Annotated in this window: 17 protein-coding genes; 11 read left to right on the plus strand and 6 right to left on the minus strand. The window is 68.1% G+C overall.

Annotation, left to right across the window (positions count from 1 at the left end; genetic code table 11):
* Positions 1 to 129: 129 nt before the first annotated feature.
* Positions 130 to 510 (plus strand): methylglyoxal synthase, encoded by a 381-nt coding sequence (locus tag AC1RR5_RS09695; RefSeq protein ID WP_492921152.1) that lies wholly within the window; start codon positions 130 to 132, stop codon positions 508 to 510.
* On the opposite strand, the gene AC1RR5_RS09700 is transcribed toward AC1RR5_RS09695, so the two are convergent.
* A complete protein-coding gene (locus AC1RR5_RS09700) occupies positions 507 to 986 on the minus strand; it encodes a ribonuclease H (RefSeq protein WP_492921154.1) in 480 nt (159 codons plus the stop codon). The two genes, AC1RR5_RS09695 and AC1RR5_RS09700, sit on opposite strands and share 4 nt — an antisense overlap.
* 381 nt (positions 987 to 1,367) lie before the next feature.
* Here AC1RR5_RS09700 and AC1RR5_RS09705 point away from each other — a divergent pair, with 381 nt between their 5' ends.
* The 3 genes from AC1RR5_RS09705 to AC1RR5_RS09715 all read left to right on the plus strand — a co-directional run bounded on the left by AC1RR5_RS09705 (position 1,368) and on the right by AC1RR5_RS09715 (position 3,517).
* On the plus strand, positions 1,368 to 2,747 hold the full coding sequence (locus AC1RR5_RS09705; RefSeq protein ID WP_492921155.1) for a hypothetical protein: 1,380 nt from the start codon (positions 1,368 to 1,370) through the stop codon (positions 2,745 to 2,747).
* A 61-nt stretch (positions 2,748 to 2,808) separates the two neighbouring features.
* Positions 2,809 to 3,108 carry an energy transducer TonB gene (locus AC1RR5_RS09710; protein ID WP_492921156.1) on the plus strand — a complete coding sequence of 100 codons (300 nt, stop codon included), beginning with the start codon at positions 2,809 to 2,811 and terminating at the stop codon, positions 3,106 to 3,108.
* Between the two features lie 43 nt (positions 3,109 to 3,151).
* Positions 3,152 to 3,517: a GatB/YqeY domain-containing protein gene (locus tag AC1RR5_RS09715; protein ID WP_492921157.1), complete on the plus strand. Its 366-nt coding sequence runs from the start codon at positions 3,152 to 3,154 to the stop codon at positions 3,515 to 3,517.
* Here the strand turns inward: AC1RR5_RS09715 and AC1RR5_RS09720 are convergent.
* Entirely contained in the window at positions 3,492 to 4,298 is an 807-nt protein-coding gene (locus AC1RR5_RS09720) for an ion transporter (RefSeq protein ID WP_492921158.1), read from the minus strand. The two genes, AC1RR5_RS09715 and AC1RR5_RS09720, sit on opposite strands and share 26 nt — an antisense overlap.
* A 142-nt stretch (positions 4,299 to 4,440) precedes the next feature.
* Here AC1RR5_RS09720 and fliQ point away from each other — a divergent pair, with 142 nt between their 5' ends.
* From fliQ to AC1RR5_RS09745, 5 genes are all read left to right on the plus strand, one after another.
* The gene (gene fliQ / locus AC1RR5_RS09725) at positions 4,441 to 4,704 is read left to right on the plus strand and encodes a flagellar biosynthesis protein FliQ (protein ID WP_492082926.1); all 264 of its coding nucleotides are present in this window, start codon (positions 4,441 to 4,443) and stop codon (positions 4,702 to 4,704) included.
* Between the two features lie 25 nt (positions 4,705 to 4,729).
* Positions 4,730 to 5,485 carry a flagellar biosynthetic protein FliR gene (gene fliR / locus AC1RR5_RS09730; RefSeq protein WP_492921159.1) on the plus strand — a complete coding sequence of 252 codons (756 nt, stop codon included), beginning with the start codon at positions 4,730 to 4,732 and terminating at the stop codon, positions 5,483 to 5,485.
* 9 nt (positions 5,486 to 5,494) lie between these two features.
* Positions 5,495 to 6,592, plus strand: a complete 1,098-nt coding sequence (flhB, locus tag AC1RR5_RS09735; RefSeq protein ID WP_492921160.1) for a flagellar biosynthesis protein FlhB — start codon at positions 5,495 to 5,497, stop codon at positions 6,590 to 6,592.
* 104 nt (positions 6,593 to 6,696) lie between these two features.
* Positions 6,697 to 8,781, plus strand: coding sequence for a cell cycle histidine kinase CckA (gene cckA, locus AC1RR5_RS09740; protein ID WP_492921161.1), 2,085 nt, complete (start codon positions 6,697 to 6,699; stop codon positions 8,779 to 8,781).
* Between the two features lie 40 nt (positions 8,782 to 8,821).
* Positions 8,822 to 10,360 (plus strand): DUF5605 domain-containing protein, encoded by a 1,539-nt coding sequence (locus tag AC1RR5_RS09745; RefSeq protein ID WP_492921162.1) that lies wholly within the window; start codon positions 8,822 to 8,824, stop codon positions 10,358 to 10,360.
* Here the strand turns inward: AC1RR5_RS09745 and AC1RR5_RS09750 are convergent.
* Entirely contained in the window at positions 10,357 to 10,875 is a 519-nt protein-coding gene (locus AC1RR5_RS09750) for a DUF4199 domain-containing protein (RefSeq protein WP_492921163.1), read from the minus strand. The genes AC1RR5_RS09745 and AC1RR5_RS09750 overlap by 4 nt on opposite strands.
* Positions 10,876 to 10,972: 97 nt before the next feature.
* Positions 10,973 to 11,386, minus strand: coding sequence for a helix-turn-helix transcriptional regulator (locus AC1RR5_RS09755; RefSeq protein ID WP_492921164.1), 414 nt, complete (start codon positions 11,384 to 11,386; stop codon positions 10,973 to 10,975).
* Between the two features lie 109 nt (positions 11,387 to 11,495).
* On the opposite strand from AC1RR5_RS09755, the gene AC1RR5_RS09760 reads away from it, so the two are divergent.
* A complete protein-coding gene (locus tag AC1RR5_RS09760; RefSeq protein ID WP_492921165.1) occupies positions 11,496 to 12,197 on the plus strand; it encodes a Cif family virulence factor in 702 nt (233 codons plus the stop codon).
* Here the strand turns inward: AC1RR5_RS09760 and AC1RR5_RS09765 are convergent.
* Positions 12,194 to 12,502 carry a hypothetical protein gene (locus tag AC1RR5_RS09765; protein ID WP_492921166.1) on the minus strand — a complete coding sequence of 103 codons (309 nt, stop codon included), beginning with the start codon at positions 12,500 to 12,502 and terminating at the stop codon, positions 12,194 to 12,196. The two genes, AC1RR5_RS09760 and AC1RR5_RS09765, sit on opposite strands and share 4 nt — an antisense overlap.
* A 34-nt stretch (positions 12,503 to 12,536) precedes the next feature.
* On the opposite strand from AC1RR5_RS09765, the gene AC1RR5_RS09770 reads away from it, so the two are divergent.
* Entirely contained in the window at positions 12,537 to 12,860 is a 324-nt protein-coding gene (locus AC1RR5_RS09770; protein ID WP_492921167.1) for a (2Fe-2S) ferredoxin domain-containing protein, read from the plus strand.
* Here the strand turns inward: AC1RR5_RS09770 and AC1RR5_RS09775 are convergent.
* On the minus strand, positions 12,843 to 14,024 hold the full coding sequence (locus AC1RR5_RS09775; RefSeq protein ID WP_492921168.1) for an MFS transporter: 1,182 nt from the start codon (positions 14,022 to 14,024) through the stop codon (positions 12,843 to 12,845). The genes AC1RR5_RS09770 and AC1RR5_RS09775 overlap by 18 nt on opposite strands.
* Between the last annotated feature and the right edge of the window lie 123 nt (positions 14,025 to 14,147).

A 14,147-nucleotide genomic window follows, 5' to 3' on the forward strand; every position in this document is an offset into this window, starting at 1 on the left:
ATACGCGCACCGTACTCTTGGGGTAGAGCTGTTCAGATTATGCATCCCAGGATTTTGGTCCATGCACGGACTCGTGAGCAGGTCGGCTAGCCGCTATATCGGCTTCGTATCCGCTCGGAATCGCACCGCATGACCGCTCCCCTCGCCATCGGCCTCGTGGCCCACGACGACAAGAAGGCCGCGCTGGTCGAGTGGTCGCTGGCCCATGCCGACTTCCTGAAGGACAAGGCGCTGTTCGCCACCGGCACCACCGGCGGCCGGATCCTGGAGGCGCTGCCGAAGCTCAATCTGGTGCGGCTGAAGAGCGGGCCGCTGGGCGGCGATCAGCAGCTGGGGGCGATGATCGCCGAGGGCCGGCTGGACGTCCTGATCTTCTTCGTCGACCCGCTCTCGCCGCAGCCGCACGACGTCGACGTCAAGGCGCTGATCCGCCTGGCGACCCTGGCCAATATCCCGTTCGCGTGCAATCCGGCGACGGCGGACCTGATCGTGGGCTGCCGCGAAGGCTAGCCCGGGAACTTCATCAAGTTCGGCTTGGGGATCGCGGCCTTGAAGCTGCCGCGCGACTTGGCGGTGTCGAGGCCGAACTCGGCCCAGGCGTTCAGGAAGCCGCTGGCCGCATCGGTCGGCGTGGCTGGGACCAGTTCTAGAACGGGACGCTTGGCGACGGCCGCGCGGGCGGCGGCCCAGGCGGTGGGCTCGGCCGTGGCGTAGTCGCCGTCCGAGGTCACGAGCTGGCCGGCCAGGCCGGGATCCAGGAAGCGCAGCGTCACCGCCGTGTCGGCCGGCAGGTCGGAGAGGCCATCCAGCGCCTCGGTCAGGGCCGTCAGGCTCATGGTCGCGCCCGTGGTGCGGCGCTCGCCGCCGGCCGCGCCCTTGGTGGCCGCCGCGCCGGTCTCGCCCTCGATCCTGCGCACCCAGGCCCAACCGCCATAGCCCGGATCGGGGCGGCAGAGGCTGGCGATCCAGACAGTGACGGCGGCCATGGCGGGGCTCCGGAATCGATGACGATCCGCGCTTTCTAGACCGTTTCGCGCTGCGGAGGGGAGGGCGCCCGTGAACGAAAGGTAAACTCGGGCTTAAAACTTAGGGTTAACGTCATTTTTAGTTCAATGAACAAAGTTCTAAGAAATAATGCTCTTACATGGCTCTGCTTGTATTCGCTAAAGCAAGAAGTGTGCCAGTTCACTACATCTTCAACCAATATGGTTGAAATTCGGATCAAGGTGTAAAAATATGGAAAATATTTATGGTTAACGCGCTGTAAACACCTGTTAACCACTTGTTAAGCGCGCTGGCTCCGGTTTTGCTGATTAGGCGTTGAACCTCCGTCGGGCTGTCCCGACGTGGGACGATCCGCAGGCGGAGTGCGCAAAGCGATGTTCGAGTTCGGACGGGATCTGAAGCGGTTGTTCGGCGTCGATGCCGAAGGCAGCTTCAAGGGGGCATGGCGCGAGGGGCTGACCGGGGGCGATACGTCGCTGCTGGAGCTTCTGGATGTTCGGCTCCTGACCAATGAGGCCCGTTCGGCCGACGTGGTCGCCGGCCGCATCGGCGCCAAGGACCGCGGGGCGCGCCTGCTGGAGGCCGCCGTCGTCTGGCGCGAACTGGCCCGCCGCAGCGGCGACGCGACCGCGCTTCGCAAGGGCGCTGCCCAGGCCGAGGCCGCTGTGAAGATCTTCGAGGCCGAACGACGCTCGGACGCCCTGGCCGCCGCCCGCTGTGAGCAAGCCGTGCTGGCCGTGCTAGGCGCGGACCTGTTCGGCGACGAGGGCCTGGTGGCCGCCGCCTCGGCGACCCTGGCCCGCACGCCGGTCGGCCAGCGCACGGCCCTCTGCGGGGCGCTGTCCGCCGGCCTGGACGGCCGCGCGGCCCTCTCCGAGAACAATGTCGACCGGGCTCTCGTCGCGGTCCAGGCCTATGAGGCGCCACTGCGCGCCCTGGCCGCCGCCAAGCGCGTAAAGGGCGGCCCGGCCCGCCTGCAGCTGGCTGATCAGCGCGCCGCGCGGATCGAACTGATCCTGGCCTGCGCCGAGCGCCTGAAAGACCGCACCCTGGCCGAGCTGGCCATGTCGGAAGCCAAGACGGGCGCCGGCGTGCTGGATCCCGATTTCGAACCGCTGGCCTGGGCGCGGCTGGAAGGCCTGCGCGGCCAGGCCTTGGTGCTGCTGGGCGAGCTGGACGGCGAACTGTCGTGTCTGGTCGACGGTGTCGAGGCCCAGAGCGCGGCCGTCGACGTCCTGACCGCCGACCACAGCCCGATGGACTGGGCGCGCGCCCAGGCGTCGCTGGGCGCGGCCTTCCAGGCCACGGGCGAGGCCTCGACCAGCGAGCGCGCCTTCGAGCAGGCCGTCTCGGCCTATGACCGCGCCACCGTGGTGCTGAAGGCCCAGCCGGCCCTGGCCCTGCGCGCCGTGGTCGCCAACAACCGCGCCCTCAGCCTGGCCCGCTGCGCCGAGCTGACCGCCGACCTGGCGGTGCTGGACGCCGCCGAGCTGGCCTTCAAGGCCGAGCTGGCCGCCGCGCCGGGCGGCCGCGATCCGGCCAGTTGGGCCGTGGCCCAGATGAATCTGGCCCGCCTGTACGAGGCCCGGGTCGAGATCACCGGTCGCGACGACGGCCGCCTGGCTCGCGCCGGGGCGGCGCTGGCCTGCGCCTTCGACGTGTTCTCGGAACTGGGTCTGCGCTCGCTGACCGACCTGGCGGCACAAGGCCTGCAACGTCTGAAACAGGCCCAGGCCGCCTGATCCGAAATAGGACACCGGCGGGTAGGGCCGCTGAAAAAGACAAAGTAAAAGGGATGAACTCGTGATCGCTTCGCTCGCTCTCGCCGCCGCTCTCGCCAACGCCGCTCCGGCCCAGGCTCCGTCGGACCTGCTGACCCCCGTCTCCGAGCCGCGCGTCGCCGTCGCCCTGCTGAACTGCCTCGTCAAGAACGACGGCCACCTGACCGCCTGCACCGTGCAGGAAGAGAGCCCGGGCGACCTGGGCGTCGGCCAGGCCGCGCTGTCGATGGTCTCGCAATACCAGGTCGACCTGCTGGGCCCGGACGGCAAGAGCCGCGCCGGTTCGTACATCCAGGTCCCGGTGCGCATCCGTATTCGCTAAAGCGATTGACGACAGCCGGCGCGGCCGGCGGCATGATGACGTGATGAGCGCCATCGATCCGCCCGCCGCCGCCATGCGGCTACGCCTCCAAACGGACCTCAAGGCCGCCATGCGTGATCGCCGCACGGCCGAGATCAGCCTCCTGCGTGTGCTGATCGCCGCCCTCGACAACGCCGAGGCCGTGCCGATGACCGCCGAGCATCAGAAATACGTGGTCCTGCAGTTCGGTGACGGTTCTGCCGAGGCGCCTCGGCGTGTGCTGAGCGCGGCGGATGTTCGTGCTGTTCTGGTGCAAGAGCAGGCCGACCGCCGTATGGCGGCGGAAGAGCTCAAGCGGGTAGGACGTGCTGACGTAGCGCGGGAGCGGTTGGACGAGGTGGAGCTTATCGAACGGTATCTGGTGAACTGACGTCGGAAAGGCGGCGATGCTTTTCCATTCCGTCGCTGAAGGCCGCCGCGAGGATGCCTGTCGGCATGGCGATGAGGCCGATGCTCAGGAGGGCGGTCACGCCGGCCAGGAGCTTGCCGAGCGGCGTGACGGGATAGACGTCGCCGTAGCCGATCGTGGTCAGGGTCGCGACGGCCCACCATAACGCGCGCGGGATGCTGCCGAACTTTTCGGGCTGAACCGATCCCTCGGCGAAGTAGAGCGCCGTGGCCGCGACCACGATCAGCGCGAGGCCGGCCAGAACGGCCAAGGTCAACTCGTGGCGACGCGAATGGATGGCCTCGAGGATATGGTCGAGCGCGCGGGACATGCGGCCCAGCTTCGCCAGCCGCAGGATCCGCCCAAGGCGCAACCATCGCAGCAATACCGCGCTGCCGACGGCGGCAGGCATGAAGGAAGCAACGACCACGACGACGTCGAGGACGCCCGCTAGTGAAAAGACGAACCGAAGTCTTTCCGCCAAAGGGGAGCGGTGTGGACGACGCTCCGGCGCCGTCCACACCCTGATCAGGTATTCCAGCAAGAAGAAGCAGCCCAGGCAGATCTCGGAAATCTCGAACACCGTCACGGCCGATCGAGGTAGGCTCTTCTCAGTTTCGGCGATCGCGATGGCGGTCGCGAAGAGGATGGCGCCAACCAGAACGCGGTTCAGGAGCGACAGCCCCGGAATCGGGCGTGCGCTGGGTTCCAGCTGGGCGTAGAGGCGGCGTCGCAATGACATCGGCCCGTCGATTTCGTTCATCATGGTCCCCCGCGACCGACCGTCGCGCCCGGCATTTCTTGCCGCCCTGGCGACAACCCCTAACGCCCTGTTAACCATATCCGGACGATCTTCCAGCCTCGAAACAACACGGCCAGTACGGCCGATTCCGACGAGGCTTTGCATGACGGGCGCAGAGGTTCTTGATGTTGGCCGGGACGCGATCTGGCTGACGCTTCAGCTGTGCGCGCCCTGCCTGATCGTCGGCCTTGTGATCGGTGTCGCCATCGGCCTGTTCCAGGCCCTGACCCAGATCCAGGAGCAGACCCTGGTCTATGCGCCCAAGATCGTCGCCATCTTCGTCTCGCTGCTGATCTTCCTGCCGCTGATGGGCTCGCTGATGAGCGGCTTCATGCGCCAGATCGCCGCTCGCATCGCGGGCATGTAGGTCGGAAGGGGCGGGGACTTAAGCGGTGAATTCCTTCGCCACGGCATTTCAGGTCTATGTCGCCGCGCTCGTGTTCTCGCGGGTGGCGGCGATGGTCATGACCATGCCCGGCATCGGCGAAGCGTCGGTGCCGCCGCGAATCCGCCTGGCGTTCGCCCTGCTGATGGCCCTGCTGCTGGGGCCCCTGATCGCCAACACCGTGCCGCCGATCCCCAACACCCTGGGCGGCCTGGTCGGCGCGGTGATCCACGAGATCCTGATCGGCCTGATGATCGGTTCGGTGCTGCGCCTGTTCATGAGCTCGCTGACCACGGCCGGCGAAATCATCTCGATGCAGACCACCCTGTCGTTCGCCCAGAGCACCAACCCCTCGATGCAGGGCTCGAGCACGGCGGTGGCCACCTTCCTGTCGATGCTGGGCCTGACCCTGGTGATGGCCACGGGCCTGCATCACCTGTTCATCGGCGCCATCGTCAAGTCCTACACCCTGTTCCCGTTCACCCGTCCCGTGCCGGTCAATGACGCCGTCACCCTGGCGGTGCGGACGGTGGCCCAATCGTTCACCCTGGGCGTCCAGCTGGCCGCGCCGGTGATCGTATTCTCACTGGTCTTCAATCTCGCTGTCGGCCTGGTCGGGCGGGTCATGCCCGCCTTCCAGATCTTCTTCGTGGCTTCGCCGCTCAGCGTGATCCTGGGCCTGTCTCTGCTGGCGCTGTCCCTGGGCGGCATCGCCATGGTCTGGACCGACCGCTACGCGCAACTCCTGCGAATTTTCAGCTAGGGGGCGCGCATGGCCGACGATTCAGATCCCGAGTCGAAAACAGAAGAACCGTCAGCCAAGAAGCTTTCGGACGCCCGCGCCAAGGGCGACGTCGTCAAGTCGGCGGACATCGCCCAGCTGGCCTCGCTGGCCGGCGCGGTCTCGGTGATCCTGATCGCCGGCGGCTGGCTGACCCGCGACCTGGCCAATGCGCTCTATCCGTTCATCGCCCATGCCGGCACGATCGAGCTGTCGAGCGGCGGCGCCATGCTGGTCATGAAGCAGGCGGTCATGGCCGCCCTGCCGCCGCTGGTGCTGGTGATGGTCGTGGCCTCGGTGCTGGGCGTGGTCGCCAACGTGGCGCAGACCGGCTTCATGCTGACGCCCGACAAGCTGAAGCCCGAACTCAGCAAGCTGGATCCGATGAAGGGCCTGGGCCGCATCTTCGGCATGCAGGGCATGATCCAGTTCGCCAAGTCGATCGTGAAGATCGCCGTCACCGCGATCATCGCCTGGATGGTGCTGAAGCCCAATGTCGGCGAGGTGCGCAACCTGGTCGGCATGGACGTGGTCTCGCTGATCCCCGAGGCGATCAAGCTATCCAAGAAGCTGCTGATCATGGTGATCATCTTCCTGGTCGCCACCTCGGCCTTCGACTGGTTCATCCAGCGCCAGCAGTTCATGAAGCGCATGCGCATGACCCTCCAGGAGGTCAAGGACGAGTACAAGCAGTCGGACGGTGACCCCCACATCAAGGGCAAGCGTCGCCAGATCCAGATGCAGCGCTCGCGCCAGCGGATGATGCAGGCCGTGCCCAAGGCGACCGTGGTCGTCATGAACCCGACCCACTTCGCCGTGGCGCTGAAGTACGAGCCCGGCGAGACGCCCGCGCCGATGTGCGTGGCCAAGGGTGTCGACGAGCTGGCCCTGAAGATCCGCGCCATCGCCGAGGAGCACGGCGTGCCGGTTCTGGAAGACCCGCCCCTGGCGCGCGCCCTGCACGCCAGCGTCGAGGTCGACGAGGAAATCCCCGTCGAGCACTTCGAAGCCGTGGCCAAGGTCATCAGCTTCATCATGAACGGGAAGAAGCCTCAGGCCCGTGAGCCGAGCCGCGCGCGTCCTCTCTAAGACTCAATTTTCGGGAAAACTGACCTACCGCTCGGGAAAGGCTATCCTTTCTCCGATTGCGGGTGAGTCGCTGCTTCGCCGTAACAAAGGTAACAATGCCGCCCATGGCCGATTTCCAGCTCCAGGACAAAGCTTCGACCGGCGCATCGCGTCGGCGCTTCGATCCGTGGCTGGTGGGCGCGGCGGTATTTTTCGTGGCCGCGGCCGCCTTTTCGGCCGCTCCGGCGCTGAAAGCCGGCCCCACCACCCTGGCGGGCCTGCTGCTGTTGCTGGGCGTGGCCGGCGTCGCGATCCTGGGCCTGGTGGCCATTCGCGGCTCGGGCGCCAGCGGCGACGATTCCGATCAGGCCGAAGGCTTCATCGAGGCCCTGAGCGAGCCGGCCGCCCTGGCCGCCGCCGACGGCCGGGTGCTGCTGACCAATCCCGCCTGGCGCGACGTGATGGGCGAGGGCCGTCGCCTGCCCAGCGGCGCGGCGGGCTCCAGCCTGTTCGCCGCCCTGGTCCAGGCCCGCAAGGGCCAGATGGCCGAGGGCGTGCTGACCGCCGGCGGCAATGACTACACGGCCAAGGTCTCGCGCCTGGCCGGTGGCCGCCTGCTGCTGCGCCTGGCGCCGATCTACGTGCCCGAACCGATCGCCGAGCTGTCGATCCCCGCGCCGGTGGTCGAGCGCGCCGCGGCCCCGCAACAGAACGCCCTGGACGCCTTCGCCGGCGCCTCGCCGTTCGGCGCGGCGCTGCTGGAAGGCCTTGAGCCCTTCAAGTCGCGGATCCTGGAGACCAATCCGGCCCTGACCACCATGACCGGCGCCCAGGCCGGCGGGGTGTTCGGCGACCTGATCGACCCGAACTCGCGCGCCGAGGCCGAGACCCGCCTGAACGAAGGCCGCGCCGGCCCGTTCGAGGTGCGCCTGGCCCGCGATCCCAGCCGGATCGCGCACCTCTATCTCTACCGCGCCGACGGCCGTGTCGTGGCCTACATGATCGACGTGTCGGAGCAGAAGCAGGTCGAGCTGCAGCTGGCCCAGGCCCAGAAGATGCAGGCCATCGGCCAGCTGGCCGGCGGCGTCGCCCACGACTTCAACAACCTGCTGACAGCCATCCAGCTGCGCCTGGACGAGCTGCTGCACCGCCACCCGGTCGGCGACCCGTCGTACGAAGGCCTGAACGAGATCCGCCAGACGGGCGTGCGCGCCGCCGACCTGGTGCGCAAGCTGCTGGCCTTCTCGCGCAAGCAGACCGTCCAGCGCGAGGTGCTGGATCTGGGCGAGCTGATCTCGGAGTTCGAGGTCCTGCTGCGCCGCCTGCTGCGTGAAGACGTCAAGCTGATCACCGACTACGGCCGCGACCTGCCTCAGGTGCGCGCCGACAAGAGCCAGCTCGAGACGGCGGTCATGAACCTGGCCGTCAACGCCCGCGACGCCGTGCGCGCGGCCAAGGGCGGCGGCATCGTGCGCATCCGCACTGCCCGCCTGACCCGCGACGAGGCCATCGGCCTGGGCTTCCCGGCCGCCGAGAGCGACGTGGCCTTCATCGAGGTCAGCGACGACGGCCCCGGCATCCCGCCCGACGTCATGGGCAAGATCTTCGACCCGTTCTTCACCACCAAGCCGGTGGGCGAGGGCACGGGCCTGGGCCTGGCTACCGTTTACGGCATCGTCAAGCAAAGCGACGGCTGGATCCACGTCCACAGCCGTCCGGGCGAGGGCGCGGCGTTCCGCATCTTCCTGCCGATCTACGACGCGCCGCCGGCCGTCGCCGCCGCCCAGGCCGCGGCCAAGGCCGAGCCGGTCAAGCCGCGCGCCGCCCGCGACCTGTCGGGCGCCGGCCGCATCCTGTTCGTCGAGGACGAGGACGCCGTCCGCAGCGTCGCCGCCCGCCTGCTGCGCGCCCGCGGCTACGAGGTGCTGGAGGCCGCCGACGGCGAGGAGGCCCTGATCATCGCCGAAGAGAATGCCGGCAAGATCGACCTGCTGATCTCCGACGTGATCATGCCCGGCATCGACGGCCCGACCTTGCTCAAGAAGGCCCGGATCTATCTGGGCGCCGCGCCGGTGATGTTCATCTCGGGTTATGCCGAGGCCGAGTTCAGCGACCTGCTGGAAGGCGAGACGGGCGTGACCTTCCTGCCCAAGCCGATCGACATCAAGACCCTGGCCGAGCGGGTCAAGCAGCAGCTGCAGGCGGCTTAAAGGGATTGCGGAATCCGAGCGTGGCCGCGCTACTGCGGCCATGCGTTCGCTTTCCCTGACCCGCCGCGCCGCCACGGGCCTTGGCCTGGCCTTCATCGCCGCGCCAGCCTTGGCCGACGGCTCGACCGTCCCGCGTTGGGGCGTCCACGAGATCACACTGAAGGCGACGGCGCCCGGCAATCCGTTCGACGTGGCCCTCGCGGCGGTCTTCACCGACGGCAAGGCGACGCTGAAGGTCCGGGGGTTCCATGACGGCGACGGGACCTGGAAGATCCGCTTCTCTCCTCCGACCGAAGGCGTCTGGCGCTGGCGGACGACCAGTCCGGTCAAGGCTCTGAACGGGCAAACCGGGACGGTCACAGCGACAGCCCCTCGCGACCACGGCCCGGTCCAGGTGACCGCCGGCTACCACTTCGCCCATGTCGACGGCACGCCGTATCGCCAGGTGGGGACTACGGCCTATTCTTGGGCCCAGCAGAGCGACGCCCTGTGCGACGAGACCCTGGCGACCCTGAAGGCCTCGCCGTTCAACAAGATGCGCATGTGCATCTTCCCGAACGTGGCGGGCGAGCCGATCCACCCGTTCGAGAAGGCCGGCGAAGGCTGGGACTACGACCGTCCGAACCCCGTCTATTTCCGGCGTCTGGAGGACCGCGTCCGGCGGCTCGCCGAGATCGGTGTCCAGGCCGACCTGATCCTGTTCCACCCTTATGACGACAAGACCGGCTGGCATGCGATGACGCCGGCGCGGGACGACCGCTACATCCGCTACATGGTCGCCCGGTTCGCCAGCTTCGCGAACGTCTGGTGGTCGCTGGCCAACGAGTGGGACCTGGTGAAGGCCAAGTCGATCGCCGACTTCGAGCGCATCGGCCAGCTGATCAAGGCCGAGGATCCGTACGGCCGCCTGTGCTCGATCCACAACTGGCGCGACGTCTACGACAACAGCCGGCCGTGGATCACCCATGCCAGCGTCCAGAACGGCTCGGCGGTGATGGACGACAGCCGCGCCCAGATCTTCCGCGACGTGTGGAAGAAGCCGGTGATCTTCGACGAGGTCCGCTACGAGGGCGACCTGGACAAGCGCTGGGGCGACCTGACCGCGCAGGACCTGATCCAGCGCTTCTGGCACGGCACGGTGGCCGGGACCTATGTCGGCCACGGCGAGGTCTTCAAGGAAGGCGTGCGCTGGACGGCCAAGGGCGGCCACTTCACGGGCCACAGCGTCCCGCGCTTGGCCTTCCTGAAGGCGGTGATGGAAGCCGGCCCGACGCCGGGCCTCGACCCCATCGACCGCACCTGGGACCAGCACCTGGGCGGCAAGGCCGGGTCCTACTACCTGCGCTATTTCGGCGAGGCCGCGCCCCGCGAATGGGCCGTCGACCTGCCTAAGGACGAACTGGCCGGCGGCGAGCGTTTCCGGGTCGACGTGCTCGACACCTGGAACATGACCGTGACGCCTGTCGACGGCGAATTCGTCATGGCCAAGAAGGACGCCTACTACCTGCACGACCCCAAGCGGCCGACCGTGGCGCTGCCTGGCCGGCCGTGGATGGCGGTGCGCGTGGTCCGGCTCTAGGCGCGCGCCGGCAGGAACCTCGGATTGCGCAGCAGGGCCGCGCTGACCAAGGCGACCAGCAGGCCGACCGGGAAGATCTCGGCGAAGGTCATCGGCATCCGGTACAGCGGGTTGGCGTAGTTCCGGGTCATCTCGGCCATCTCGGCGGCCAGCTTGGCGTAGGCCGCGCCCGACAGGCCCTCGGCCTTCTTGGCCGCCAGGATGCTGGCAGTGTAGTCGTCCATGAAGCGGTAGTGGGTGATGGCCAGGTAACCCTCCCAGATCGCGACATAGACGACGCCGGCCACGACCGCGACGCCCAGGCCGATCAGGAAGGCTGGCCAGAACTTGATGACTCCGCCCAGCGCCTGGTCGCGATGCGACTTCACCGCCAGCAGGATCGCCGACAGGCCGACCAGCATGATCAGATAACCCAGCCACAGGCTGTGCTGCGCCGACAGCACGATGGTGGCGATCATGCCCAGGATGATGATCGCGCCCGAGATCAGGCCGTAGGTCAGGATGGTGCGTTGCATGATGTCCCTCCTCCGCGCCGCCCCCTGCGACGCGCCGCCAGCTTGCCTGGTCTCGCTGCCGCGACGGTATCACCCGAACGGGTGAATTCGACCGGTTTCAGGGGATGAGGGCCAGCCCGCGAGCCTTGCCGACCGCCTGGGTGCGGCGGTTGACATCCAGCTTGCCGTAAAGATTGCCGACATGGGTTTTCACCGTGTTGGGCGAGAGGCCAAGGTCGCGGGCGATCTCCTTGTTGGAGCGGCCGGCGGCCAGGCGCTCCAGCACCTTCACCTCCTGGCCGGTCAGGCCCAGGGACGCGAGGGCGGCCTCGTTGCGGGCGAAGGTCTGCGGCCGGGCGCGCGCCGCCAGCTTCCAACCGATCCAGACCCCGCCGGCCGCGAAGGCGACGCCGACCAGCCCGACATAGACCTGCCAGGAAAGGGCGCGGACCAGGAACCGGTACTCCAGCCACTGCAGCGCGAACGCGCCCACGGCCAGCACCAGCGCCCAGAGGAGGACGGTGCGGATCATGGCCTCGAGGGTGCGCGATCCTCGGCGCGATCGCCAGCATCCATCTGGCGAAACGATCGGCCATGATCTTCGAAATTCCCGAACCGGCTCGGGGCGCTAGGGTCGAGCCATGTTCGATACATGCGAGACCCTTCCGGCCGCGATCGCGGCCTATACGCAGGCCTTCCGGGCCGGCGACGCCGCCGCGATCGTGGCGCGGGTCCAGCCCTCGACCGTCGTCTATGCAATGGAGGGCGGCGAAGTCGTCGGCCAGACGCGGTCTGCCTGGAAGACCGCGCCCGCCCAGCCCGCGCCTGATCTGGAAACACAGCTCGTCAGTGAAGGCCCACGCACGGCGATCGTTACGTCTCGGTGGACGCAAGGCGGCGCACAGCGGGACTACACGCTGTGGGCGCGCCTGGAGTGCCGCTGGCGTATCGTCGGCCGGGTGGTCGGTCCCGATGGCCCGCGGGAGCCAGCGGATGGCGTGCGGGCGGCGGTGGACCTCAAGCTGAAATCCGACGCCGGCTGGAATCCCGCCGAGCTGGCCCAGGCGATCGCGCCGCGCGCCCTGGTGATCACCCTCGACGACGAGCAGCTGGTCGCTGCGTCAGTGGCCGACTGGCAGGCGCGCTACGCGGCGCGGGCGAAGGCGAACTACCCCTCGAAACAGACGGTGCTGGCGCGGGCGGAAGAGGGACGGGGCGACCTCGGCGCGGCGACCTGGACGTTCCTGTCGGCGTCGGGCGCGACCTATGCCGACTGCGCTCTGCTGCTGCGCACACGCGAGGGCTGGCGGATGCTGGCCCTGCTCTGGGTGCGGGAAGGCTAGAGCCGGGCCTTGGCCTCGGCCGGCGCGACCTGGTCGAACAGGATCTGCAGGTGCTGGTCCTTGGCGTGGTCGTTGTGCAGCTCCCACGACAGCGAGACCGGCAGGCGCAGGCGGCCGCCGTCGGGCAGGCGGGCGATCAGCACGCGCCAGGAAAAGCCATCACCGGGATCGCCCAGCGGGTCCTTGAACTCGACGGGCGCGGGATCGCGCAGGCGGAATCGCCGCTCGGGGTTGGCCTCGAACCAGGCGCGATCGGCCTCGGCGGTGGGATCCTTGACGACTTTGGCGGTGAGTTTGCGAGCCATGGCGCCCTCCTAGCATCGTTCCCATCTTCAGGTCATGAGCGAGAAGCCGATCAAGCGCGTGAAGGCCGACTGGAGCGAGGTGGTGCTGGTGTGCCGCAAGTGCTCGAAGAAGCTGAAAGGCGGCTTCGGCGACGACGGCGACCAGAAGCTGGCCAAGGTGCTGCGCAAGGTGATCGGGGCCAAGGGCAAGGGTCGCAAGGCGGCTGCCGCCGTCATTGAGGTCGACTGCCTGGACGTCTGTCCCAAGGGCGCAGTCGTGGCCGTGAAAGCCTCGGCGCCGCGCGAATGGGCCGTAGTCCCGCGCGGCGCGTCGACCGAAAGCGTGGTCGAGCGGCTGGGTCTAGACCGGCCGCGCTAGAACCCGCTGGCCCAGGCCGACGATCGCCAGGGCCGCGCTGGCCGCCGCGATCGAGACCCAGAAGCCGTTGTGCGCGCCGAAGCTGTCGACCACCCAGCCGGCCGCGAAAGCGCCCAGGGCCATGCCAATGCCGATTCCGGTCATCACCCAGGTCACGCCCTCGGTCAGCACCTCGGCGGGCACGCGGCGCTCGACCAGGCCGAAGGCGGTGATGAAGGTCGGCGAGATGGCCACGCCGCTGATGAAGATCGCGCCGGCCAGTGTCACGACGCTGTTGGCGGCCAGCAGCGGCAGGGTGGTGACCAGCAGGACGGCGAGGGCGGTCAGCAGCTGACGATGCAGCGGTATGCGCAGGTTCAGGGCGCCGACGATCAGGCCCACGACGAACGAGCCGATGGCGTAAACGCCGATGACCAGGCTGGCCGCGCCCGGCTGGCCCAGGTCCTTGGTCAGGGCCACGGTGCTGACCTCGGCCGTGGCGAAGATCGCGCCAACAAAGACCAGGGCTGCGGTGAGGATCTGGACGGCCGGCAGCGTGATGGCCGATCGATGCGGGACACCCTCGACCATACGGACCTTGGGCTCGGTGGCCTTTTGCAGCACGAAGGCGGTCATGCCAGTGGCCAGGAACAGGGTCGAGATCAGCACGCCCGCCTCGGGGAACAGCGCCACGCTCAGGCCCACCGACAGCGACGCGCCGGCGATATAAACGAGCTCGTCGGCGGCGGACTCGAAGGCGAAGGCGGTGTTCAGCTGCGGGGTGTCGCGGAACTTCTCGGTCCAGCGGGCCCGCACCATGGCCGGCATGCTGGGCATGGCCGCGGCCAGCAGGGCGGAGGCGAACAGCGTCCAGCTGGGCCAGTTCAGCCGCGTGGCCAGGACCAGCAGGGCGAAGGCGACAACGGCGATGATGGTGGCGGGGACCAGCAGCCGGCTCTGGCCATGACGGTCGACCAGCCGCGAGATCTGAGGCGCGGCGATGGCGTTGGTCAGGGTGAAGGCAGCGGCGACCGCCCCGGCCAGCCAATAGCCGCCCTTGGCTTGCGAGAGCATGGTGACGATGCCGATCGGGGCCATGGCGACGGGCAGGCGCGCCACGAACCCAGCCGCCGCGAAGCCCTTGGTTCCTGGCGTCTGAAAGATCTCGCTGTAGGGGTTCGACACGTCCCGCACTCCACTTTGCGATGCCTGTCCTGACGACATACATACGCCTCGTATGTGACTTGAAGTGGTGACATACGCGCCGTATGTCAACTACGCTCCGCTGACTTTTCGCCGAGGTTCTTC

The sequence above is a fragment of the Caulobacter sp. GW821-FHT11E11 genome, assembly GCF_058808315.1.